The organism is Alkalibacterium thalassium (assembly GCF_900101165.1).
Classification (GTDB): Bacteria; Bacillota; Bacilli; order Lactobacillales; family Carnobacteriaceae_A; genus Alkalibacterium; species Alkalibacterium indicireducens.
In genome coordinates, this window is the sequence record NZ_FNFK01000006.1 from 24,339 (window position 1) to 47,287 (window position 22,949).

21 protein-coding genes are annotated in these 22,949 nt (G+C 42.6%); 2 read left to right on the top strand and 19 right to left on the bottom strand.

What is annotated here, in order from left to right; translation table 11 throughout:
- The 12 genes from rsxC to BLR76_RS02755 all read right to left on the bottom strand — a co-directional run bounded on the left by rsxC (position 1) and on the right by BLR76_RS02755 (position 12,993).
- Positions 1 to 1,314, bottom strand: a complete 1,314-nt coding sequence (rsxC, locus tag BLR76_RS02700; RefSeq protein ID WP_091265129.1) for an electron transport complex subunit RsxC — start codon at positions 1,312 to 1,314, stop codon at positions 1 to 3.
- A gap of 588 nt (positions 1,315 to 1,902) precedes the next feature.
- Complete coding sequence (whiA, locus tag BLR76_RS02705; RefSeq protein WP_091265131.1) at positions 1,903 to 2,841, bottom strand: DNA-binding protein WhiA; 939 nt, start codon at positions 2,839 to 2,841, stop codon at positions 1,903 to 1,905.
- Positions 2,842 to 2,884: 43 nt separating this feature from the next.
- Positions 2,885 to 3,910 carry a gluconeogenesis factor YvcK family protein gene (locus tag BLR76_RS02710; protein WP_091265134.1) on the bottom strand — a complete coding sequence of 342 codons (1,026 nt, stop codon included), beginning with the start codon at positions 3,908 to 3,910 and terminating at the stop codon, positions 2,885 to 2,887.
- Positions 3,907 to 4,794: an RNase adapter RapZ gene (gene rapZ / locus BLR76_RS02715; RefSeq protein WP_091265135.1), complete on the bottom strand. Its 888-nt coding sequence runs from the start codon at positions 4,792 to 4,794 to the stop codon at positions 3,907 to 3,909. Before rapZ ends, BLR76_RS02710 begins: the two co-directional genes overlap by 4 nt.
- A 162-nt stretch (positions 4,795 to 4,956) precedes the next feature.
- Positions 4,957 to 5,154 (bottom strand): YgaP family membrane protein, encoded by a 198-nt coding sequence (locus BLR76_RS02720; protein ID WP_091265138.1) that lies wholly within the window; start codon positions 5,152 to 5,154, stop codon positions 4,957 to 4,959.
- A gap of 29 nt (positions 5,155 to 5,183) precedes the next feature.
- Positions 5,184 to 6,911, bottom strand: coding sequence for a phospho-sugar mutase (locus tag BLR76_RS02725; RefSeq protein ID WP_091265139.1), 1,728 nt, complete (start codon positions 6,909 to 6,911; stop codon positions 5,184 to 5,186).
- Positions 6,912 to 7,069: 158 nt separating this feature from the next.
- Positions 7,070 to 8,023 carry a thioredoxin-disulfide reductase gene (gene trxB, locus BLR76_RS02730; protein WP_091265142.1) on the bottom strand — a complete coding sequence of 318 codons (954 nt, stop codon included), beginning with the start codon at positions 8,021 to 8,023 and terminating at the stop codon, positions 7,070 to 7,072.
- Positions 8,024 to 8,219: 196 nt separating this feature from the next.
- Positions 8,220 to 9,155, bottom strand: a complete 936-nt coding sequence (gene galU, locus BLR76_RS02735) for a UTP--glucose-1-phosphate uridylyltransferase GalU (RefSeq protein ID WP_091265145.1) — start codon at positions 9,153 to 9,155, stop codon at positions 8,220 to 8,222.
- Positions 9,156 to 9,203: 48 nt separating this feature from the next.
- Complete coding sequence (locus BLR76_RS02740) at positions 9,204 to 10,205, bottom strand: NAD(P)H-dependent glycerol-3-phosphate dehydrogenase (RefSeq protein WP_091265148.1); 1,002 nt, start codon at positions 10,203 to 10,205, stop codon at positions 9,204 to 9,206.
- A gap of 23 nt (positions 10,206 to 10,228) precedes the next feature.
- Entirely contained in the window at positions 10,229 to 11,107 is an 879-nt protein-coding gene (lgt, locus tag BLR76_RS02745) for a prolipoprotein diacylglyceryl transferase (RefSeq protein ID WP_091265150.1), read from the bottom strand.
- 11 nt (positions 11,108 to 11,118) lie between these two features.
- Positions 11,119 to 12,072 carry an HPr(Ser) kinase/phosphatase gene (hprK, locus tag BLR76_RS02750; protein WP_091265152.1) on the bottom strand — a complete coding sequence of 318 codons (954 nt, stop codon included), beginning with the start codon at positions 12,070 to 12,072 and terminating at the stop codon, positions 11,119 to 11,121.
- 174 nt (positions 12,073 to 12,246) lie between these two features.
- Positions 12,247 to 12,993, bottom strand: coding sequence for a MerR family transcriptional regulator (locus BLR76_RS02755; RefSeq protein ID WP_091265154.1), 747 nt, complete (start codon positions 12,991 to 12,993; stop codon positions 12,247 to 12,249).
- Between the two features lie 269 nt (positions 12,994 to 13,262).
- On the opposite strand from BLR76_RS02755, the gene BLR76_RS02760 reads away from it, so the two are divergent.
- A complete protein-coding gene (locus BLR76_RS02760) occupies positions 13,263 to 14,210 on the top strand; it encodes an ATP-binding cassette domain-containing protein (RefSeq protein WP_245683007.1) in 948 nt (315 codons plus the stop codon).
- A gap of 16 nt (positions 14,211 to 14,226) precedes the next feature.
- The gene (locus BLR76_RS02765; protein ID WP_091265161.1) at positions 14,227 to 15,054 is read left to right on the top strand and encodes an ABC transporter permease; all 828 of its coding nucleotides are present in this window, start codon (positions 14,227 to 14,229) and stop codon (positions 15,052 to 15,054) included.
- A gap of 77 nt (positions 15,055 to 15,131) precedes the next feature.
- On the opposite strand, the gene BLR76_RS02770 is transcribed toward BLR76_RS02765, so the two are convergent.
- The 7 genes from BLR76_RS02770 to BLR76_RS02800 all read right to left on the bottom strand — a co-directional run bounded on the left by BLR76_RS02770 (position 15,132) and on the right by BLR76_RS02800 (position 22,830).
- Positions 15,132 to 15,461, bottom strand: a complete 330-nt coding sequence (locus BLR76_RS02770; RefSeq protein ID WP_091265162.1) for a phage holin family protein — start codon at positions 15,459 to 15,461, stop codon at positions 15,132 to 15,134.
- 3 nt (positions 15,462 to 15,464) lie between these two features.
- A complete protein-coding gene (locus BLR76_RS02775) occupies positions 15,465 to 15,767 on the bottom strand; it encodes a PspC domain-containing protein (RefSeq protein WP_091265164.1) in 303 nt (100 codons plus the stop codon).
- A 23-nt stretch (positions 15,768 to 15,790) separates the two neighbouring features.
- A complete protein-coding gene (gene liaX / locus BLR76_RS02780) occupies positions 15,791 to 17,497 on the bottom strand; it encodes a daptomycin-sensing surface protein LiaX (RefSeq protein WP_176759588.1) in 1,707 nt (568 codons plus the stop codon).
- Between the two features lie 183 nt (positions 17,498 to 17,680).
- Positions 17,681 to 20,512, bottom strand: a complete 2,832-nt coding sequence (gene uvrA / locus BLR76_RS02785) for an excinuclease ABC subunit UvrA (protein WP_091265170.1) — start codon at positions 20,510 to 20,512, stop codon at positions 17,681 to 17,683.
- A gap of 160 nt (positions 20,513 to 20,672) precedes the next feature.
- Positions 20,673 to 21,338: a YfbR-like 5'-deoxynucleotidase gene (locus tag BLR76_RS02790; RefSeq protein ID WP_091265172.1), complete on the bottom strand. Its 666-nt coding sequence runs from the start codon at positions 21,336 to 21,338 to the stop codon at positions 20,673 to 20,675.
- Between the two features lie 51 nt (positions 21,339 to 21,389).
- The gene (locus tag BLR76_RS02795) at positions 21,390 to 22,532 is read right to left on the bottom strand and encodes a cation diffusion facilitator family transporter (RefSeq protein ID WP_176759589.1); all 1,143 of its coding nucleotides are present in this window, start codon (positions 22,530 to 22,532) and stop codon (positions 21,390 to 21,392) included.
- Positions 22,533 to 22,536: 4 nt separating this feature from the next.
- Positions 22,537 to 22,830, bottom strand: a complete 294-nt coding sequence (locus BLR76_RS02800) for an ArsR/SmtB family transcription factor (RefSeq protein ID WP_245683008.1) — start codon at positions 22,828 to 22,830, stop codon at positions 22,537 to 22,539.
- Positions 22,831 to 22,949: the final 119 nt, after the last annotated feature.

Here is a 22,949-nt window from a genome sequence, read left to right on the forward strand (position 1 = left end):
CTACACCGCCTTTGCATTCTGTCTGATAACCGTTTTAGCTTTTCTTATGTTGTCTAGTAAAGGAATCTTGGACGGACAGATATATGAACAGTTTCCGCATTCAATACAGTCCATAGCTCCAAGCTGTGCTGCTTTTTCGATATCTCCCCGCTCGTAAGCATTACTGATAAGTATAGGCTGTAAGCTTACAGGACAGACGTTAATACATTCTGAACAGCGGATACAATCCATACGTTCTTCATCATCGACTTCTTCTGCAGTAAGGAATGTCACATGAGTGGTCCCTTTTGAGATAGGAATCGCTCCGTCTTTGATGGTTTTCCCCATCATAGGCCCACCGTGAATCACTTTACGTGGTGCTTCCTGGAAGCCACCACAAAAATCAATCACGTCATCAATCGGTGTACCCAGACGTACAAGCAGGTTTTTAGGGTCGGCAATTGGTGTCCCTGAAATCGTGCAGACACGTTCTACCATAGGTTTACCTAAGCGTACCGCACGGTATATCATCTGAAATGTCCCAACATTGGATACGACACAACCGATATCAGCTGGCAGGCCGCCTGCAGGCACTTGACGTCCTGTACAGTTCTCGATCAACTGCTTTTCAGATCCTTGAGGATATTTAGCTTCAAGGACTTTGATCTCAACTTTATCGTAGCCCTCAGCTGCTTTTTTCAGTGCTTCTCCAGCTTCTTTAGCATTGTCTTCGATACCAATGACTACTCTGTCAACGTTGAAGACTGAATCGATCACGCGGACACCTTCAATAATTTCGTCTGCATATTCGATCATCGTACGCAGGTCAGATGTAGAATACGGCTCGCATTCTGCTCCGTTAAGAATAAGCGTGTCGATTTTCTTGTCTTTAGGCGGTGACATTTTTACGTTAGTCGGGAATGTCGCTCCTCCCATTCCGGAAATACCGGCTCTTTTGATCAGTTCAGGAACAAATGCCGGATCCACATTATCTCCTGCTTCCGGAAACGGCGGTTCTTCTGTGTATTCTCCATCATTTTTTATGATGACACATGTGTAGACATCACTGAGTACATCACGTTCTTCAATAGAAATGACTTCCCCACTTACTGATGACAGAACATTTGCAGAAATGAAGCCTTGAGCTTCCCCCAACAAGGTTCCCACCTTCACTTTGTCGCCCACTTCCACTACTGGTTTGGCCGGAGCACCCAAGTGCATGGACATCGGGAAAACCATGATAGTCGGTGCATCTATTTTTTCAATTGCCTTATGGTGTGTACGCGATTTATTATGTTTAGGATATGTGGCTTTTTGTACTGTTTTGAAGCGCATTCCCTTTCCTCCTCAAATATATGTAACTCCTATTTCAACCCTAACTGTGTAACAACTTGCTTTAGTCTAAATTCAATAGCATTATAATAATTTCACAATAATTTTCATGAGTCTATCGCTACATCATCTGACTTAAGAATAACGAATTATACATAAAAAGTAAAGTAACATCGGGCTTCTTACATTTATTATGTCCAAAAATATTACAAATGAAAATGGTTCTCATTCAATTTATTCTCTTTAAATTGAAATTAATTGTGAAAAAAGTTCTTTTTGATCATTCGCTCATATACTTCTGAGCTTCTATTTAATACATATTATAAACTAAATTTGTAGGAGTTATTTGCAATAAGCTATATTCTTATCTATCGTTCTCAATTAGCCTAGTAATTGAGAACTGTGTCAAGGGAGCCTTTTTTATATAATCCAACAATTACTTAAGATTTGTCATTATTCTGTTAAAAAAGATTCCTTTTAATTTGTCACAAATTAATCTTTCAGAAATGAGTATTCTTCCATATCCTCATATTTTTCAGACAAATAAAAAATCTATCATCCCCCGGCATAAAGCAGGAGAATAATAGATAATCAGACTTTCTGTGCCGACCTGATATCTTCGGCTATTTTATTTATTTTTCTTAAACGATGATTCACTCCAGATTTGGAGACCCCACCATTAGGCACTAGTTCACCCAGTTCTTTCAGGCTCACATCCGGATGATCGATGCGTAACTTTGCCATTTCCCTTAATTTATCCGGTAATGTATCCAGACCTCTTGCCTGAGCAATCAGATGAATATTTTCGATTTGCCTGCTTGCTGCATCAATGGTCTTGTTCATATTTGCATTCTCGCAGTTGACGAGACGGTTGACTGAATTACGCATGTCTCTTACGATCCTTACATCTTCGAAGCGGAACATGCTCCCAGTTGCCCCGATCATGGCCAGAAAATCAGCAATTTTTTCTGCTTCTTTCAGATAAACGATATAGCCGTTCCGTCTCTCATGAATACGCGCATTCATATCGAACATCTGCATCATCTCGCAGATGTCCTCATTGTGCTCTTCATAGCTTGAATGGATTTCCAGATGATAACGGCTGGTGTCCGGACTGTTGACAGATCCACTGGCAAGAAAAGCTCCTCTCAGATAGGATTTGGCTTTCTGCTTGTTAGTTTTTATCTCTTCAGGGATATGTCCACTGTAGAGCACACCATCCATGATGCCCAGCTCCTTTAAAATGAGCTCACTTCCACTTTTAAGTCGAACGATATACACATTGTTCTTTTTTAATTTCATTTTCTTTCTAACCAGCAGCTCTGATTCCACATCAAAATTGTCTTTGATCAGCGAATAGATTCTACGGGCTATTGCAGCATTTTCTGTCTGGACATTCAATAAGAAGTCGTGGTCGACAATACTCAGTGTTCCGTTCATCCTAATCAGAGCGGCCAGTTCTGCTTTGGCATGCTCTGGATGGACTTCCAGAAGTGTGAGTTCTTTTTTTACTTCAAAAGCAAATGACATGGGTTCACTTCCTTACTTTCAGTGACTCTACTTAACTAAACTTTCAGTTGTTTTCAAAATACTGTTTGATTTTACGCTGGCTGTTAAATGCTGTACGGAATATTTCTTCAGCAACTTTTTCTCCATCATGATAGACACCTTTTGGGGTCAATTCCAGAAAATCATCAGAAATGATCAGTGGCACTTCTTCGCTTAGTCCTCTAAAATCATGTTCGACTTGAAGCAGATATTCTTCGTTCGCTTCCTGATCGATATACTGATCCGGTACCAGACCAATATTAGTAATAGCGATATCCACAAATCTCTCTCCGAGATGCTTGTGCAGGACACGCAGATGATCAGCATCAGAAAGCCCTTCAGTTTCACCCAATTGGGTCATGATGTTTGAGATATAGACTACGTTGGCTTCTGTCTCCATAACTGCTTTTCCAATATCAGGAATCATCAGATTAGGAAGGATACTGGTAAAGAGGCTTCCAGGTCCCAGTACAACCATATCCGCATCCATAATAGCTGATATGACCTTTCTGCTGGCTTGAACTGGCTTTCTTCTTTCTACACAAGAGACAGCCACATAGTCGATCATTTTACCGCCTTTGGGAATTTGTGATTCTCCGGTCTGGGTCGACCCATCCATATAACGCGCATGGAGGACTAGCGGTTCTTCAGCCGCAGGATAAACATGCCCTTTCACATGCATCATCTTAGCGAGCAGTTGAACGGCATCATAAATATTGCCACGCATATCAGCTGTTGCCTGAATAATGAGATTCCCAATCGTATGTCCTGACAAAGCCTCATCTTGAGACTTGAACCGGTACTGAAAAATCTCTTTCTGCAGTTCCGGTATTTCTGACAGAGCAATAAGTACATTTCTCAGGTCACCTGGCGGAACAGCATTGAAGCTTTTTCTTAACGCACCGCTGCTCCCTCCATCGTCTGCAACTGTCACAATAGCCGTGACATCTGCATCTTTTTCCTTAAGACTTTTTAAAATAACTGGCAACCCAGTTCCACCGCCGATCACGGCAATTTTTGGTCTTCTTTTATTGATTAATGATGATTTCATGACCGTACAATGGACTCCTTTACTTTATCCTTGTCTCTGTGTGAAACATTGACAGGATAGCCGTCAGCTTTTATTTTATTCGCAATCCGTTCAACTAAGGCAACTGACCGGTGTTTACCCCCAGTGCAGCCAATAGCGACAGTCAGATTGCTTTTTCCTTCTTTCTTGTACCCTGGAAGTGTATATTCCAGCAGATCAGTGAATTTTTTATAGAATGATTCAGTCTCCGGCTGCTGCATGACATAATCATATACGTCTTTGTCCAGGCCCGTCTGCGGCTTCAGTTCTGGAATGTAGTGCGGGTTAGGAAGGAACCTGACATCCATTACCACATCAGCATCAATAGGTACACCATACTTGAAACCGAATGAGACCATTTCAACTCTGAACATCTCTTTCTCTTTTACTTTGAACTTCTCGATCAGTTTTTCTCTCAACTGACGTGGAGTAATGCTGCTGGTATCAATAACGACTTGTGCTTTCATGCGAATGTCCTTCAGCAGCTCTCTTTCTTTCTTGATTCCTTCAATAGTTCGTTCATTTTTTGCCAGTGGATGAGCCCGACGAGATTCTTTGTATCTGGTGACCAGTTCTTCGTTGGTCGCGTCCAGAAACACAATACGTGTTCGAATTAGAGGCGTATTGTCCATCGTCGCAATTGCTTTGTTGATCTCTTCAAAGAAATCCTGCATTCTTAGGTCCATAACTAAGGCAATTTTACTGAACTGACCTGTTTCTCTAACCAGTTTCCAGAAGGTCGGAAGGAGATTTGGAGGCATATTATCGATGCAGTAGTACCCCATATCTTCAAAACTCTGCATAGCTACTGTCTTACCTGCTCCGCTCATACCTGTAATAATCACCAATTCTAAATGTTCGTTCATTATGCCACTCCTTTACTCTTACCACATACCTATCAACTAACCTTAGCAGTTTATTTATTATAACATTCCTGGCGTGTCATGTATACTCTGCTCATGAATAGTCATATGCTGTTCATACTACAAGACCACTGGACTGACTGAACTGTCCAATGGTCTGATAGTTTATTCTTCTCTTTCACATGTGCTGGTACCAATCAAAGCGTATGCCCCACAGCGGCGGGTGAGTGCTGTCCCCATAAGCGGGAGAAAAGCCAGTCCCAGAAATCTTACCGGTCCATTTAAAATGAACAGCATAGGAAAGACTGCAGCAGCTAAAATGAGACGAATCGTGCGGTCAGTATTTCCGACATTCTTTTTCATTTGTAAATCCCCCCCTAAAGAATCAGTCCTTAGTTTGCATCAATAATTGACTTGATATCTGCTTCGAACGAGGAGATTTTCTCCTCTACAACTACGCCAGAGTCATCCTGTGCTGAAATATAGAATTTGATTTTAGGTTCTGTTCCTGATGGTCTGGCTGCAATCCAGCTTCCGTCAGCTAGCGTGTACTTCAGAACATTGGCTTTAGGCAGATTAATTGTATCTTCACCACTCTGAGTTTTCACTGTCTGCTTCTGGAAGTCTTCCACTTTGCAAACTTTGATGCCCCCAAAATGAGCTGGTGCCTGATTTCTTAGAGTATTCATGAGATTATTGATTTTTTTCGTTCCTTCCATGCCTTCCATCTTGATTGAGATGGTCTTCTCTTTAAAGTGACCATATTGATGATAAAGTTCATGAAGGGCATCGAAACAGCTGAAGCCTTCTTCTTTATAATGTGCAACCATTTCAGCAACCATGACTAGAGCTTGGATCGCATCCTTATCTCTGACAAACGGCTGGACGAGATACCCGTAACTTTCTTCAAATCCGAACATGAAAGTATAATTCTGGTCTGCTTCGTACTCCTTGATTTTTTCTGCAATAAACTTGAATCCAGTAAGCACGTTGACAGATTCTACTCCATATTTGTCAGCAATGGCAGATGGCAGTTCGCTTGAAACAATCGACTTGATGATCACACTGTTTCCTGGAAGCGTTCCTTTTTTAGTATGTGCCTTCAGAATATATTCAATCATCAGACTCGCGATCTGGTTTCCGCTGAGTACTTCGTAGTGCCCTTCAGAAGTTTTAACAGCCATCCCCAGACGGTCTGCATCAGGATCAGTCGCTATCAAAACATCTGCATCTTCTTTTTTCCCCTGCTCGATGGCCAGCTCAAAAGCTTCCGGGTCTTCAGGATTGGGAGATTTTACAGTTGAAAAATCCGGATCTGCTTCAGCCTGTTTCTCAACAAGAGACACTTTTTTGAACCCAGCCTGTTCAAGCGCTTTGACTCCCAACATTTTTCCTGTGCCGTGGAGAGGAGTAAATACGATTTTAATGTGACGTCCCTGACGATCTGCCAGTTCCTGGTCGATTGTCACTGTTCTCAGATAATCTAAGTAGACACGGTCGACATCCTTACCGACGATTTTCAGCAGTCCTTTTTCCTCTGCTTCAACTGCGGTGAGTGTATCGATAGATAAAATGTCAGAGACACTTCTGACATATTCGGTCAGCTCATCAGCTTCTTTGGGCGGCAGCTGGCCCCCATCTTCCCCATATACCTTATACCCATTATACTCAGGTGGATTATGGCTGGCAGTGATCATAATGCCTGCTGCTGCTTTAAAATGACGTACGGCAAATGACAGTTCAGGCGTCGGACGAAGGTCTTCAAAAACAAAAGCTTTAATGTTGTGAGCAGCTAATGTTCTGGCAGACTCTAGGGCAAATTCCTTTGACATATGACGGGAGTCATAAGCAATCGCAACCCCGCGTTCAGCAAACTCTTTTCCCTGACTCTCTAGAAATAGGGCCAGTCCTTCAGTCGCTTGACGGACAGTATAATAGTTCATTCGATTCGTTCCAGCCCCAATGATCCCACGCATACCAGCCGTTCCAAATTCCAGAGAAGTGTAAAAAGCATCTTCCAAAGCTGCTTCGTCAGCTTTATTCTTTTCAAGATCTGACCTCACCTGTTCATCCAAGTCGTCAAAATCGACCCATGTTTCGTATGTTTCTTTCCATTCCATTGTATACCCTCTTTTCTGCATGATTAATTATCCGCTTTCTTTTCTTTTTCCATTGTAACATTTTTACTGAAACCTTGCATGAAAAAAGTATACACGTTGAAGTGAAAAACAGAGCCAGGAATGTGCTATTCCTGGCTCTGCTACAAATTATCAATGATTCATGCGTGCTGCTGTTCCATTTTTTCTTTAAGTTCTTCAACGTATTGATACGCAGCATTTCCGGCTACAGAACCATCTCCGACAGCCGTTGCCACTTGTCTGAGTACAGTGTCTCTCACATCTCCGATAGCAAAGATACCAGGAACAGCGGTCATCATCTGACTGTCTGTTTCTATCCAGTCTTCCTCGTTGGTGATAGGCAGATTGGTAAAGCTGTCAGAGTTAGGCAGAAGACCGATATAAATAAATACCCCATCCGCTGCAAGTGTAGATACATTACCCGTTCTAACGTTTTTCAGCTGAACTCCTGTTACTTTATCGTCGCCCTCGATTTCTTCAACTACTGAATCCCAGATAAAATCAATCTTGTCATTTTTAAATGCTCTGTCCTGAAGAATTTTCTGTGCTCTCAGTTCATCACGACGGTGAACAATCGTCACTTTGCTGGCAAATTGTGTCAGATAAGTTCCCTCTTCAACAGCAGAATCACCACCACCGACAACTACTACATGTTTATCTCTAAAGAATGCCCCATCACAGACAGCACAGTAAGATACACCTTTTCCGTTGTACTCAGCTTCACCTTTCACTCCAAGCTTCTTGTGTTCTGCACCTGTAGCTATAATGACAGATTTGGCAAAATAGGACTTATTGCTAACAACCAGTTCTTTTTCTGTTGTATGATCGATGATTTCTTTTACATCGCCATACACATGCTCGGCACCAAACTGTTTGGCTCCTTCGTACATTTTCATTGATAAATCCGGTCCCATTATGCTACTGAAGCCGGAATAGTTTTCAATTTCAGCCGTATTGTTCATCTGTCCACCCGGTATTCCTTTTTCCAGAATCAGAGTAGATAAATTGGATCGGGAGGCATATAAAGCTGCCGTCAACCCACCCGGGCCAGCTCCAATCACGATGACATCATATACTTGTTTTTCTTCTTCCATTATGCGAGCCTCCTTGAAGTCAAAAATTGATTACTAGAACCATTAACACTTACTTTTTGTAAGTTAGCTACTTCCTATATAAGTATACTAGATATAAACAATAAGTCAAGAGTAAAACTCCCCTTATAATAAACAGCTACAGCTCTTCTGTTCACTATAAAAGGAGCCTGACTTCTACTATCGTCTTCTGTCTGCTCTACTCTTTTGCATGCTCAAGTTCATGAGCTTCTGCATCCATCTTATTTTCAACGTTTCCATTTTCCAGGTCTTTAGCAAGATCCACAATATATTGCCTCAAGTTGTCTTTCACTTGAGGGTGTTTCAAACCGTATTGAATTGTTGTTTTCAGGAAGCCGAACTTGTCTCCGACATCGTAACGCTCACCTTTGAATTCCTTGGCAAACACGCGCTGTGTTTTGTTTAATATGTCAATCGCATCCGTAAGCTGGATTTCTCCACCTTTTCCAGGCTCAAGATTTTCAAGAATGTCAAAAATCTCCGGAGTCATCAGATAACGGCCGATAATCGCCAAATCACTAGGGGCTTCATCCGGATCAGGTTTTTCAACAAACTTGCGTACGTTGTATAAGCCTTCCCCTGCCTCAGCTTCAGGATCGATGATGCCGTAACTGGACGTTTCTTCATGCGGAACTTTCATTACAGCAATGTTTGAGGCATGAGTCTTCTCATAGCCCTCGATCAGCTGCTTAGTCAAAGGCACTTCGTCAGCCATGACGTCGTCTCCCAGCATGATGACAAAAGGTTCGTTCCCTACAAAAGCTTTCGCCTGAAGGACCGCATGACCCAGCCCCAGAGGATACGCCTGTCTGGCGAAATACAGGTTCAGACCTGTTGTCTCTTCGACTAGTTCAAGCAGTTCGTCTTTTCCTTTTGCCCGAAGGTTCTCTTCCAGCTCTGGATTTGAATCAAAGTGATCTTCGATCGGACGCTTCAGTTTTCCCGTAATAATCAGAATATCTTCAATACCAGATGCGATGGCTTCCTCTACGATAAACTGAATCGTCGGTTTGTCCACGATCGGAATCATTTCTTTAGGCATAGCCTTTGTAGCAGGTAAAAACCGTGTGCCGTATCCTGCTGCTGGAATAATGGCTTTTCTTACTTTCTGCATAGTTCTCTACTCCTTCTTACCTTAAGTATACGCGCTTTCAACATTAGTTTATTCAGACTTTCCTTCACGCTGCATTAAATTAAGTATAACATATTTCACATCAGAGTCATTGTAAACGACGTTATAAATAGCCTCCGTGATCGGCATTTCAATATTGAACTCTTGAGCCAGTTCATATGCTGCCTTGGTGGTGGAGATTCCTTCAACAACCATGCCCATTTCATCAAGAATTGTTTCCACCTTTTTACCTTTACCGATCTGATAGCCTGCCCGCCAGTTTCTGGAATGCGGGCTCGTACAGGTAACGATGAGATCTCCCACCCCGCTTAATCCCATAAATGTTAGTGGATCCGCACCAAGCTCCAGACCTAATCTGCTTATTTCAGCAAGCCCTCGCGTGACTAAACCAGCCTTGGCATTATCGCCATAACCCAGACCCGCGATTACACCGGCGCCCAATGCAATAATATTCTTTAAGGCAGCGCCAATTTCTACCCCTATGATGTCTTCATTTGTGTAAACTCTGAAGTAATCATTTAAAAATATATTCTGAGTCAGTCGGGCTGCTTCTATATTTTCAGATGCGGCCGTAATAGTCGTCAGATCTTTCGCTACGACTTCCTCTGCATGGCTGGGACCGGACAGGGCTACAATCCCGGTCATCCTGTCAGGCTCAATCTCTTCTTCAAGTATAGTCGATATACGTTTATGTGTTTCGGCCTCGAGTCCTTTTGAAGCATGGACCACCGTCACTTGATGGTCAAGAAGCGCGTTGACCTGTTGTGCAGTCTGTCGAATCCCCTTTGTCGGAATGACAAACAGAATGATATCTGCATCTGCTATCACTTCTTTCAGGTCAATGCCAGCCGTAACTCCTTCAGGAAAGGTGAATTCTGGAAGGTAGTGTTTATTTGTATGGTTCCGGGTAATTTCTTCTGCCTGATGAGAGTCTCTTGTCCAGAGTCTGACGTCATGTCCGTTCTCAAAGAGGACAGTAGCCAGGGCACTTCCCCAGGATCCTGCTCCTAGTACAGCAATCGTCTTGTTCACTGATTTCTCTCCTCACTCATGACTTACTTCTTACTGTTCTCATATTTCCGGCGCTTCTCTTCAAATATCTTTTCAGGTTCAATACCGACCGCATAATAAGGCGGTGTCGGGTAGACATATAATCTTCTGTAGATGATCAGTCCAATACCGACAACGAACAGCACAAGTGACAGTACTTGTGATACTCTCAGTCCTCCACCAATATATAAACTGTCTGTACGCATACCTTCGATAAAGAAACGACCGAATCCGTACCATATGAGGTAGCTGAGAAACACTTCTCCACGTCTGAACAGTTTCGTTTTAGCTCGCAGAGTCATAAGAATGGCAAAGCCAATCAGATTCCAGACGGACTCATAAAGGAACGTCGGGTGATAGTAACTGCCGTCGATGTTCATCTGGTTAATGATAAAATCAGGAAGCTGCAGCCTTTCCAGAAACTGTCGTGTGACTTCTGTTCCGTGAGCCTCCTGGTTGATGAAATTGCCCCAGCGGCCGATTGCCTGTGCTAGCATAACGTGAGGGGCGAGAATATCGACCAGCAGCCATAAAGGAACGTTCCGCTTGTTCGCGTACCAGTATAGTGTAATAAAACCGAGAATCAGACCGCCATATATAGCAAGCCCACCTTCCCAGAAGTAAAAGATCCTGATTGGATCGGCGAGGTAGGTCTGAAGTTCGAATAGCACATAATACAACCGTGCTCCAATTATACCGGCAGGAATGATCCAGAAGGCCATATCGACAATAAAATCTTCTTCGATACCTCTTCTACCCGCTTCTTTCATGCTCAGCCAGACTGCCGCAAACATCCCCGTCACAATGATAATGCCGTACCAGGCCACTTCTAATGGTCCGAGACGAAATGCGATAGGATCTATGCTACTTATAATACTGTTCATACAATTTCCTCCTAATTATTCTGCTGATTATCCAGAGTGTTCTGCTGGATCAGATTATTCAAGTTTGTTTCAAAGGTTTGGGTTGCATCATAACCCATTTCTTTAGCACGGATATTCATCGTAGCTATTTCAATAATGATTGACAGGTTACGTCCAACTTTTACTGGAATAGACAGTTTTGGAATGTCGACGTTAAAGAAACGCATATTGTCAAGATTGTGTCCCAGACGATCGTACTGGCGGTTCTTGTCCCAATGTTCCAGGTTGATGACGAGATCCACCGTCTTCTTGGAACGGATTGACCCTACACCAAACAGGTTGACTACGTCGATAACACCGATTCCTCTGATTTCAATCAGATGTCTTAAGATTTCAGGTGGTTCACCTATGATCCGACGTTCATCCATCATGTATAGCTCGACCCTGTCATCTGCAACGAGGCGATGCCCACGCTGGATCAGCTCAAGTGCCGTCTCAGACTTTCCTATTCCGGAGTCTCCGATTATCAGGACCCCCATCCCGTAAATGTCAACTAGCACGCCATGCTGAGAAATGCGCTCGGCCAGTCTTTCTTCCAGGAAATTCGTCACATTTGAAGACAGTCTGGTTGTTGACCGTTTAGATAACAGAACTGGGATACCCTTTTCTTCAGCTGCCTTGATCAGTTCCTGAGGCGGTTCTTGATTTCTCGACACTAGGAATGCTGGTGTATCTGCCTGGCACATTCTCTTCATGATAATATAACGCTCATCACTTGTCATACGCTCTGTAAACGACAATTCAGTTTTTCCTAGCAGCTGTATTCTATTCTGTGGATAAAAGCTGAAATAGCCTGTCAGCTCAAGGGCCGGACGAGAAAGATCACTGACTGTGATTTCTCTATCTAGATGCTCTTCGCCGACGACAACTTTGATATCGTCCATCGCATCTACTAACTCGTGAATTTTTACTACTGGAGTAGTCATAGTTTAGCTCCTTTTCAATTTATCAAACATGACTTAATCATATCATATTTAGGTAATGCTTTATAGATGAAACCTTTCCATTCGACTGCTTGAGAAATTTCTTCATCTGATTATTCCCGACCGGCTATATTCCAACAGTCTATTTTCCACAGTGTACCTTGCACTAGTCCTTTCTTACCTGAAGTATCCGTAACTTCCCAAATTTTCCGTGGCCCATTCATCCCCAGGAACCGCCAGGCTGTCTATCAGCTGAGTTAGATTACTTATCCCTTTCATACCGGCAATAAGTGACTGATCGATATAAGTTAGTGATTCGATTGCCATCTCCCTTGTCCGCTGCAGATTCTCCACATCCGTACCTGCCAGCACCTCCCGGACGATGTCTAATGACCATGCCGCCCGAGAGACGGTGCGTATAATCAGTACACGTTTAACCTCCGCCTGGGTATAGAGACGGTAGCCACTTTCCGGGTCGCGTTTTGGATCGATCAGTCGCTCCTTTTCCCAGTGACGTAAGGCTGATGTTCTCACGCCTGCTATTTCGGCCACTTCACCAATAGTATACACTTCGTTCCTTTTCCTGATCTGGTCGATCCAGCCAATGTCATCAGTATCCAGCATGTGAATCACTTGTTCTGCCTGAATTCTTTCTCTATGCAGACTTGCCTGTGCAGCATTGACTTTCCACAATGCCTGAAGAAATTTTTTCTGCTGGATCAGAGGCATGATCTCTTTGACTAACCCCATTCCGTAACCGATGTTCATCTTAACAATACACTTGAAGTAGGCCAGATGACTATCCGTATAATTACGATAACCACTGTCGGTCCTTGGAATTTCAGGTACTAATCCCCATTCTTCATAGTGTTTTAAAGTGCTTGTAGAAATATCGCATGCTCTGGCAATATCTATTCCTCTCATCTTGTATCCTCCTGAATTGGATGCGCTTCTGACTATTTCCAGGCTATCTGACCACAACCTGCTGCAGTATATCCCGTTATAAAGTAGTAGCTTTAAGTAAATAGTTAACTTAATATTTTTTATAGTAATTTATTCAGCATTTTTTATCAAAAAGTTGTGACCTTGCATCAATGTAGTACACTGGTATAGAAGGCAGAACAATAATAACATGTCCTGTGATAAAAGGATATGTGTATCTGTTTATATGTAAAAAAAGGAGAGTGGTACTGATGGATCAGACAATTGATCTGGCAGTCGAAACAAAAGGTCTGGTAAAACAGTTTGGAGGATTTACAGCAGTTGATAATATTGACTTGTCAATAGAAAAAGGAACAGTCTACGGATTTTTAGGACCAAATGGTGCAGGAAAGACAACCACTGTTCGTATGCTTAGTACCCTGCTGAAAATTGATGAAGGAGAAGCTCGTATTTTCGGTCATGACGTATCTAAAGAAGCCAGAAAAATTCGTCCCCGTATAGCTTTGACAGGGCAGCACGCGTCTATTGATGAAGATTTAACTGGAACTGAAAACCTCGTCATGATATCAAGACTAATGGGTTTCACAAGAAAAGAAGCAAAGCAGAGAGCATATGAGTTACTTGAAGCGTTCGGATTGTCGGAGGCTGCCGGAAAACAAGTCAAAAACTATTCTGGTGGAATGCGTCGAAGACTCGATATTGCTGCCAGTATCGTTATCACTCCGGACCTCCTGTTTCTGGATGAGCCGACAACTGGCCTGGATCCTCGAAGCAGAAACCAGGTCTGGGAAGTCGTTCGGGCACTGACTAAAGCCGGCACAACTGTTCTGCTGACAACTCAGTATCTTGATGAAGCCGATCAGTTGGCTGACCGTATAGCTGTCATTAATAAAGGAGCGGTCATTGCTGAAGGGACACCCTCCGAACTGAAAGCTTCAGTAGGATCAGGCATGCTTCATATTACTCTTAAAAATAAAACAGATATCGAACAAGCAGAAAAAGTGCTGGAAACGAGGTTTGATGCTTTAATCCGCAGATCATCCAGAGAATCTGAAATTATAGTTAACGTCAGCAGCTCATCAGAAGCATTAAAAGCACTGAACAATCTGGAATCTGAAGGCATTGAACTGGTGACTTTTTCCCTAAGCCAGCCGAGTTTAGATGAAGTTTTCTTAGCTTTAACTGATGACGAGGAATAAGAAGGAGGAACTTAAAATGGAATTCAATCAGAATAAATCAAAAGATAATCTTCAGCAGACGATCATCTCATCACATCGTCCAACCCCGCCACACGCACTGTCGTCTGTCGGCACTTTTGCTATGCGATCGTTACTCAAGACTAAACATACACCCATGGCCCTTATGGACATCACTGCCATGCCTATTCTTTTTCTGATAATGTTCACCTATCTTTTTGGTGGAGCAATAGCAGGTTCAGTTCAGGACTATTTACAGTTTATTCTTCCAGGAATTCTAGTACAGACGGTTATTCAGATTACAATGTATACCGGTCTGGACTTAAATAAGGATCTGCAGAAAGGTTTTTTTGACCGTCAGCGTACTTTACCCATCTGGTCCCCCTCATCCCTAGTAGGATCAATGACTTTTGATGTGCTGAGGTACACCATTGCCTGTCTCATCATGATAGGTTTTGCAATGATTCTGGGATTTCGTCCTCAAGGTACACTTATAGGGCTTGTCTCTGCTGTCGGCCTTCTCCTGATCTTTTCCTTCAGCCTGTCGTGGATATGGACCGTACTGGCTCTTATCATGGAATCTGAAAATGCCTTAATGGCTACCTCTATGATGATCATATTCCCTCTGACTTTCCTAAGCAGTGCCTTTGTAGATCCTGAAACCATGCCTAGAGTACTGGAAGTATTTGTAAGCATCAACCCAATTTCCATGCTGGTGGATTCTGTAAGGGGCTTGATGCATGGGTATACTGTCGGGACAGAAATTGTTTGGACTCTGATATCTTCAGGAATTCTATTAGCTGTCTTCGGTCCGTTGACGATGTATCTGTACAAAAGTAAAAACTGATAAGTTTATGTCTAGCTCGTAATATGGATATTTTCCATGAAAAAAGCTGATCAGCATCTATGCCGATCAGCTTTTTTTCATGCATTATTGAAATACGCATTGAGTCCTGACACTACAAGAGCCACAAACAGAGTCAATGAAAAGGAGCTGAAGGCGAATCCGCTCACTAGTGCGGCGGTAAACCACAACATCAGTCCGTTGATGATAAAATAGAATAAGCCCAGTGTCATTACTGTGATAGGCAATGACAATATAACCAGTATAGGCTTCACTGTAACATTAAGAACGCCGAATACAACTGCCGCTATAAGAGCTGTCACCCATGAATCGATCTGAAACCCTTGAAGGAATCCAGCCAGTGCCAGAAATATGAGAGTATTAGCTAAAATGCGCTGCCACCATTTCATAGATTAAAAGTCACTCCAGTCGTCCTCTTCCAGTTTTTCGGCTTCTTTACGTTTAGGTTTATATGAGACACCACCGAAAGGAGAAGGTTTTTTCTTATTGGAAGCTAATTTACTTGTCTGATCATCACTTTCCGGCATGACGAGCGCTAAAAGGAGATAGATAGGCACTGTAGACCCTACTCCGATGAAAGTAGCAACAACGACGATCACTCTTAGAAGAACAGGATCGATATTGAAGTACTCACCCAAACCACCCAGCACACCAAAGATGACAACATTATCTTTTGATTTTGATAATTTGTTCATTTTACACTCCTCTTTCCGTTCAATTATTTATCTGTATCTTTAATTAAAATATTTCCTGTTGTAGTACCGGCATAAAAGCTCATTGGCGCATCACCGGTAACACGCTTTACATGCATCGTATGCTCGATTTTTTCCATCGGTTCTGTATCGGACAAGCGGCTTTTCACTTTTCCGAATGTTGTTTTAGCTTTTCCCTCAATAGCGCGTCCTTTAGGAAGAGCCATTTTAACATTTCCATTGACAGTAGTCGCGTTCACTCTGACAATTTTCTGATCGGATAGTGTAACTTTAATTTCTCCGTTCGTCGTAGTAAAGTCTGCACTTTCCGTTTTCCCGTCAAAGACGATCGATCCATTCACTGAACCTGCAAGGACATCTCTCAAGTCCGCCTGCTTGACAGTTATCTGTCCATTCGAACCTTTTGCCTCAAGCATGGTTGCTGACAGTCCTTCGAAGGTCAGTGATCCATTAGTAGATTTTGCAAAGACATCTTTTGCTTCTATATCTTTGAGCGACAGTTTACCATTCAGCATGGTGATTGAAACATAATCGTAAGTTCTCTGCGGCAGGGTCACTTCCAGTTCAACATAGACACGTTTGTTAGGCATATGACACAACAGTTTGTCTTCGTCGATCGTTACTGTGCTTCTGGCATCGAATGATTTTTCAGGTGTGTCTTCATCCATTTTACCATATAATTTACCTTTTGCCTTAAATGACATCGTTTCTCCCTGACCAGGTTTCAGAATCAGTTTTCCATTAGCCAGCTTGAAGTCAAGAATAGTCGCTGTGGTTGAGTCGTACTGCCATTCTTTAGTAAATTCCTTTGTACTTAAAGAAGGAATTTTCAAGTTGATATCCTTCCAGCCGAAATGACTCATGGCCTGCTCAATGTTTGTACGAATGGTTTCTGACACATCATTTTTAGAGGCCTGATCCACTTTAGTTTTGATGATCTTGGACCACTCTTTACTTGCAGCATCCAGTTTTTCTCCAGCTTTAGACAATTCCTCTGTGGCTTTTTTCTCCCAGTCTTCAGGAAGCTCGAACTTTGAAGTTGCCTGTTTAGCTTTCAGCGTCCACTGCTTCATCTTAGTGCGGTGGAGTTTCTTCATGAGTTCAGCTTTCTGAGCAGCCAGATCATTGACTTCTTCTTCAAGTTCCTGAATCTCTTCAAGAAGTTCTGACGATGCTTCCTGTGATTCTTCAATCTCCAATTCGTCAATTTCTGTCAGCTGTTCATCGAGCTCATTAATCTCTTCTCTGAGAGTAACGATTTCTTCAGTAGTATCTACATCATCTAGCTGTTTGATCAGTTCAAGTTCTTTCTGGATGGCTCTGATTTTTTCAATAATTTTGTCTTTTTCGTCTTGGACGGTTTTTCTTCCTGACGCTTTAAGTCCTTCGAGTTCTTCTTTCTTCAACTCAAGAGATTTCTTTCTGTTCGCCAGGTTTTCATTAATCGTATCCAGTTCCACAGAATACTGATTGATTTCAGAAACCAGCTGTTCAAGTGAGGCTTCTGCTTCTTTCTGCTTCTCCCTGCTGTCATCGTCTAGAGCTTCTTCAATGTGCACATCTGCCTCGTCAGCCTTTTCTTCAGTATTAAACGCTGCTTCTGCTTCTTTTCTGTCATATTTCTTGGCAAGTGATTCCAGAAGATCCAATCCTTCTTCAGTTGAAATAACTCCATTTTTCATCAACTCAAGAATACGTTCTCTTTCGTTCATGGTACACCCTCCTATTTGGTTTATCCTCATTTGTTTTTATCCATGTCTTTATTAGCTTCCTATCTAACTTATATTATGACTGAAGAAAGCTGATTTGTCATAGGTCTTACGACTGATTTTTGACCTATAATAAAAAACATAAAAACCCGTCTCTGATAAAAAGACGAGTTCTTATAGACTTTTTTAATGCGGGACTTTATCCAGGATAGATTTCAGGAAGTGGCCCGTATAGCTGTTCTCACACTCTGCGATTTCCTCAGGTGTACCTGTTGCAATAATCGTTCCCCCACCGGCTCCACCTTCAGGTCCCAGATCTATAATATGATCCGCTACCTTGATGACATCAAGGTTGTGTTCGATAACAAGAACGGTATTTCCTGCTTCAACCAGTCGGTCGAGAACTTCCAGCAGACGGGCAATATCATCGGCATGCAGGCCTGTCGTCGGCTCATCTAGAATATAGAAGTTGTGGCCATTCTGACGTTTGTGCAGCTCACTGGCCAGCTTCATTCTCTGAGCTTCTCCTCCTGATAATGTCGTTGCGGGCTGCCCAAGAGTCATATAGCCTAAGCCGACATCAATAATCGTCTGGAGTTTCCGCTCGATTTTGGGAATATTAGAGAAAAAGTCGACAGCTTCTTCGATCGTCATGCCGAGCACTTCTGAGATATTCTTTCCTTTATATTTTATTTCAAGTGTTTCTGAGTTGTAGCGTGTGCCGTGACAGATTTCGCACGGGACATATACATCAGGCAGGAAATGCATCTCGATTTTTAATATGCCATCTCCTCTGCACGCCTCACAGCGTCCGCCCTTGACGTTGAAGCTGAAGCGTCCTTTTTTGTATCCACGCATCTTGGCTTCATTCGTTTTGGCAAACAAATCTCTGATGTCATCGAATACACTCGTATAGGTTGCCGGGTTACTTCTAGGCGTTCTTCCGATCGGACTCTGATCAATATCGATGACTTTTTCAAGCTGTTCATATCCTTTTATCGACTTATATTTACCAGGACGAGCTTTGGAACGCCCTACTTCACGTGCCAGAGCCTTTTTCAGTATCTCATTGACCAATGAACTTTTACCTGAGCCGGATACACCTGTGACGGCTGTGAATCGTCCTAAAGGAAAAGTGACATCCACATCTTTCAAGTTGTTTTCGGCCGCTCCTTTGATTTCAATCGTCCCGTGATCTTCGTGTCGTCGTTCAGCAGGGACAGGAATGGCTTTCTTGCCGGATAGATATGCCCCGGTGATAGAATCAGGATGCTGTTCGATTTCTTCAGGCGTACCCATAGCAACCACTTCTCCCCCGTTTTCTCCGGCACCGGGACCAATGTCAATCAGATAGTCAGCTGCCCGCATGGTATCTTCGTCATGTTCTACGACAACCAGGGTGTTACCAAGATCTCTCATTTTTTTTAGGGAATCGATCAGCCGGTTATTGTCCCTCTGATGCAGCCCTATAGACGGCTCATCAAGAATATAGAGAACGCCGGACAGATTCGATCCAATTTGTGTCGCAAGACGAATACGCTGAGCCTCTCCACCTGACAAAGTTCCTGCTTTTCTATTCAAAGTCAGATAATCCAGACCGACATTACGAAGGAAGGACAACCGGTCCTTGATTTCTTTCTTAATTGGGGCAGCGATTGTCGTATCTGTGTCAGAAAGAGAGAGCTCATCAAAAAAGGTGTGTGCTTTTTCAACTGAATAGCTACTGACATCTCCGATATCTTCTCCTCGAACCTTGACTGACAAGGCCTCTCTGTTAAGACGTTTCCCATGACAGACATGACATTCCAGTTCTGTCATATACTGCTGCATCTGATTGCGGGTAAAGTCACTGTTGGTTTCATGGTATCGTCTCGAGATGTTGTTCAGGACTCCTTCAAAAGGAATCATTGTGTCTCTTACACTTCCAAAATCATTTTTATAGTGGAAATGGAATTTCTTGGTACCTGATCCATTCAATACGATAGTCTGTTTCTTCTTAGGCAGAGCCTCAAAAGGCACAGTTGTATCAACATCAAAAGCATCACATGCCTGGGACAGCATCTGAGGATAATAATTGGAACTGATCGGCTGCCAGGGCAGTATCGCTCCATCATCCAGAGACAGGCTTCGGTCCGGAATCACAAGATCGACATCTACTTCAAGTTTTGTTCCAAGGCCATCACATTCAGAACACGCACCGAATGGCGCATTGAATGAAAACAGTCTAGGTTCTAACGGCGGAAGAGTAAAGCCGCAGACTGGACAGGCATAGTGTTCACTGAACAGAATCTCTTCTTGATCGATGATATCAGCTATGACATAGCCGTCTGCCAGTGACAGTGCAGCTTCAACAGAATCAAACAGGCGGGAACGGATGCCTTCTTTTACTACGATACGGTCAATGATGACTTCGATCGAATGTGTTTTATTCTTATCCAGTTCAATCTCGTCACCGATATCCATGACTTCGTTATCCACTCTCAGTCGGACATAACCTTCACTTTTGATTTTCTCAAGCACTTTTTTATGCTGTCCCTTTTTCTCTTTGACGATCGGAGACAGGATCTGCAGACGTGTGCGTTCTGGATACTCCAGTATACGATCAACCATCTGTTCGATGGACTGACTTGATATTTCAGTGCCGTCGTTCGGACAAATCGGCTTGCCTATACGGGCATACATCAGGCGCAGGTAGTCATTGATTTCAGTAACCGTCCCTACTGTCGAACGGGGATTGTTACTCGTGGTTTTCTGGTCAATGGAAATTGCAGGACTGAGCCCTTCTATGCTGTCGACGTCCGGTTTGTCCATCTGACCTAAGAATTGTCTAGCATAGGCGGACAGCGACTCAACATAGCGCCGCTGTCCCTCTGCATACAAAGTGTCAAATGCCAGTGAACTTTTTCCCGATCCTGACAACCCCGTCATTACAACCAGTTTGTCTCTTGGTATTGTCACATCCACATTCTTAAGATTATGCGACCTTGCGCCTCTCACTTCTATTTTATCGTTTGCCATTCTATTGCCTTCCTTTGCCATTGATCTAATTTATCACGCTTATGGTATCTTTATTGTACATTTTTCATTCTGAATATTCGACTATTTGACTTGTTCTGACGGTACATAAAAAGGAAAGAGCGTACCCTTTCCTCCAAATGACTCTGATAGTATATCACACTCACTCTCCTAAAGCGAATGTTTGTTCTATGTTGTGATGTTTGAGTATTTTTTCTGAAATTTTCTCAAGTTCCGACTGATTTGTAAATTCACCGCTGAGCAGATCAGGAAGAATTTCAGACAGAATATATTTTACAGATACCATTTCTTTAAATTCCAGAATGGTATTAAGTGACTCCTGATAGATTTCAGTAAAGAGATGCTCTGGATTGCCTTTCTGAATTTCCCCGAAGGACTCATATAAAAGATCGACCTTATCTGCAACTGACAGAATTTTCCCTTCAAGGGTATCATCTTTCCCTTCTTTCAAACGTTCATAGTATATCGCCTGAAACTCTTTAGGAATTTCCTGCTCAATGAAATGATGCGTCATTGACTCTTCTACATTCGCCAGCCGCTCTCTCAAGTCCGGATCGGCATATTTGACAGGCGTTTTAATGTCCCCAATGAAAATCTCCGCGTAGTCATGATTAAGTGCTTTTTCATACAAGGCTTTCCAGTTGATCTCATTGCCGTGATATTCTTCTACTGTCCCCAGAAACTGAGCAATTTTTGTGACTTTGAATGAATGTGAGGCAACAGAATGTTCCTCGAACTTAAACTTTCCCGGGCAGCGATATATTTTTTCCAGATCACTTAAACTTTTAAAATATTCATGCATTCCCATAATGTATCTCCCCCTGTTTGTGCCTAAAGTTACTTTATACTAACAACTATCTTACCCGTTTTCAAATCTTTTTTTCAGAATGTCAGCTGGGTCATAAACAAACTCGATTGTGCTGTGAGTAATATTCTTCTTGACCAGTTCCTGTCTGATGGTTGTCTTGACCTCTTCGAGTCGCTTCTGATCAGAGCAGCCTGTACTTAATGTGACTGTCAGTGCATGTTCCCGTCCATCGATTGACCAGATATGAAGGTGACTGATATTTGTTACTTCTTCAGACCGTATGAGCAGCTCTTCAATTGTCGACCTAGAAATATTTTTGGGTGTGGCTTCAAGAAAGACTTGAATCGTCTCTTTGAATAACGGCCAGGTCTTGATTATAATGAAGAGAGCAACCGCTACCGATAATAGAGGATCAAGGTAATACCAGTCGGTAAAATGCAAAGTGACGCTGACTGCCAATACACCAAGCCATCCCAGTAAGTCTTCGATCATGTGCAGATTAATAAGGGATTCGTTATGTGAGTGTCCTTTACTCATGAGCCACGCAGCAAAGCCGTTCGCTCCAATTGCAGCTATCGCCAGCCATAACATCCCCTGATAATTGACTGGTTCCGGCGAAAAGATACGTGGAACAGAATGAAAAATAACAAGTGCAGACCCACCAATCAGAACAACAGATGTAAGCAGAGCCCCAAGAAGAGAAAAACGCTGATGGCCGAAACTGTACTGGTCATTAGCTTCTTTACCTGACAGTCTTTCAAAATAGCCTGCTGCCCCAACGGATAAAGCATCACCTAAGTCATGAACGGCATCACTGACGATGGCCATACTATTAAAAAGAAAGCCAAAAATAAATTCGATAATCGAGAACATGAGGTTCAAATAGAAAACAACCGTGATTTTAGTTGTTGCTGACTGACTCTGCATGCCTGTCAGTCCATGATGATCGTGGCCATGATGTCCATGCTGATGATCAGTTGAATCAGTCTCCTCATAACTGTCAATTAATGTCAGTTTATTAAACTCCAGTATTTTAAAAATTGCCGTTAGGTCCGCTTTACTTTCATCCACAGTGAGCTCTCTGTGATCATAATCAATGCTGACTGCTGCATCGTGCTGACTCGCATTGATTCTTGTCTCCAGTTCGGTACTGCAGTTCCCGCAGTGCAGTCCTTTGATCTTATACGTTATCATATGATTACCTCTTTTCATTTGCATGGGATATGACTTGTGTGAGTAAGTTATAGACATGGTCATCAGCTAGAGAATACACCCTTTTTCTGCCTTCTCTTCTAACACCTACAAGCCGGACATTTTTCAGTATCTTGAGCTGGTGTGAGAGCGCTGACTGTTTAACCTCAAGGCTTTCAGCCAGTTCAGTCACGCTCATTTCAGAATCAGAAAGTGCATAAATTATTTTCAGACGTCCAGGATCACTTAATGCTTTAAACAGATCAGTCACTTCGTTGATTGTTTCACCGGAAAGGGACATAGACATTCTCCTTTTACATAATACGTATTTTGCATACATGAACAGATATTCATATGTTCACTTTACCATATATTCGGAATTTATCAAGTCTTTAATAAACTCGTCTGTAATAAAATATT

Excerpts from the sequence above, each read along its gene's own strand:
- galU (WP_091265145.1), bottom strand. The coding sequence starts at position 9,155 with ATGCAGAAAGTAAGAAAAGCCATTATTCCAGCAGCAGGATACGGCACA.
- whiA (WP_091265131.1), bottom strand. The coding sequence starts at position 2,841 with ATGTCATTTGCTTTTGAAGTAAAAAAAGAACTCACACTTCTGGAAGTC.
- rsxC (WP_091265129.1), bottom strand. The coding sequence starts at position 1,314 with ATGCGCTTCAAAACAGTACAAAAAGCCACATATCCTAAACATAATAAA.
- rapZ (WP_091265135.1), bottom strand. The coding sequence starts at position 4,794 with ATGAACGAACATTTAGAATTGGTGATTATTACAGGTATGAGCGGAGCA.
- BLR76_RS02775 (WP_091265164.1), bottom strand. The coding sequence starts at position 15,767 with ATGAACAAATTATCAAAATCAAAAGATAATGTTGTCATCTTTGGTGTG.
- BLR76_RS02755 (WP_091265154.1), bottom strand. The coding sequence starts at position 12,993 with ATGAGAGGAATAGATATTGCCAGAGCATGCGATATTTCTACAAGCACT.
- hprK (WP_091265152.1), bottom strand. The coding sequence starts at position 12,072 with ATGACTACTCCAGTAGTAAAAATTCACGAGTTAGTAGATGCGATGGAC.
- BLR76_RS02795 (WP_176759589.1), bottom strand. The coding sequence starts at position 22,532 with ATGATAACGTATAAGATCAAAGGACTGCACTGCGGGAACTGCAGTACC.
- BLR76_RS02770 (WP_091265162.1), bottom strand. The coding sequence starts at position 15,461 with ATGAAATGGTGGCAGCGCATTTTAGCTAATACTCTCATATTTCTGGCA.
- uvrA (WP_091265170.1), bottom strand. The coding sequence starts at position 20,512 with ATGGCAAACGATAAAATAGAAGTGAGAGGCGCAAGGTCGCATAATCTT.
- BLR76_RS02760 (WP_245683007.1), top strand. The coding sequence starts at position 13,263 with ATGGATCAGACAATTGATCTGGCAGTCGAAACAAAAGGTCTGGTAAAA.
- BLR76_RS02710 (WP_091265134.1), bottom strand. The coding sequence starts at position 3,910 with ATGAAATCATCATTAATCAATAAAAGAAGACCAAAAATTGCCGTGATC.
- liaX (WP_176759588.1), bottom strand. The coding sequence starts at position 17,497 with ATGAACGAAAGAGAACGTATTCTTGAGTTGATGAAAAATGGAGTTATT.
- BLR76_RS02725 (WP_091265139.1), bottom strand. The coding sequence starts at position 6,911 with ATGGAATGGAAAGAAACATACGAAACATGGGTCGATTTTGACGACTTG.
- trxB (WP_091265142.1), bottom strand. The coding sequence starts at position 8,023 with ATGGAAGAAGAAAAACAAGTATATGATGTCATCGTGATTGGAGCTGGC.
- BLR76_RS02790 (WP_091265172.1), bottom strand. The coding sequence starts at position 21,338 with ATGGGAATGCATGAATATTTTAAAAGTTTAAGTGATCTGGAAAAAATA.
- lgt (WP_091265150.1), bottom strand. The coding sequence starts at position 11,107 with ATGAACAGTATTATAAGTAGCATAGATCCTATCGCATTTCGTCTCGGA.
- BLR76_RS02720 (WP_091265138.1), bottom strand. The coding sequence starts at position 5,154 with ATGAAAAAGAATGTCGGAAATACTGACCGCACGATTCGTCTCATTTTA.
- BLR76_RS02800 (WP_245683008.1), bottom strand. The coding sequence starts at position 22,830 with ATGTCCCTTTCCGGTGAAACAATCAACGAAGTGACTGATCTGTTTAAA.
- BLR76_RS02765 (WP_091265161.1), top strand. The coding sequence starts at position 14,227 with ATGGAATTCAATCAGAATAAATCAAAAGATAATCTTCAGCAGACGATC.